This window comes from Paracoccus sp. SY (assembly GCF_002901215.1).
GTDB lineage: Bacteria > Pseudomonadota > Alphaproteobacteria > Rhodobacterales > Rhodobacteraceae > Paracoccus > Paracoccus acridae.
The window spans coordinates 1-309 of sequence record NZ_NWMQ01000248.1 but is presented as its reverse complement, the minus strand read 5'-3'; the positions used below and the strand labels follow the sequence as shown (position 1 = coordinate 309).

Here is a 309-nt window from a genome sequence, read left to right as displayed (position 1 = left end):
CAAGAAGGCATTCGTGTTGCCGGGCACGATGCCGACCTCCCGGACAAGCACCTCAGAGGACCAGGATGAAAGCAGCTCCACTGCTCCGATGCAGCACGAGGCTCCTGAGGCTCAGGCTCCAGCCGAACGGGAGAAGTCTTGGTACCAGACCGGAAAGGGCCGGGCTGTCATCCTGACCGGCGCTCTGCTGTCCGTCGCCTGGTTGGTCGAGATGCTGACATCGGCAGAGGCCGGCTCCTGGGCCTTTGTCGCCGCCTGCCTGATCGGCCTTGTTCCGGTGGCAAAACGCGCCTTCGAGGCGCTGCGCAT

At 64.4% G+C, this 309-nt stretch carries 1 pseudogene; it reads left to right on the top strand.

Annotated elements, in window-relative coordinates:
* A pseudogene (locus CK944_RS23720) lies at window positions 1-309 on the top strand (heavy metal translocating P-type ATPase); the annotation flags it as partial.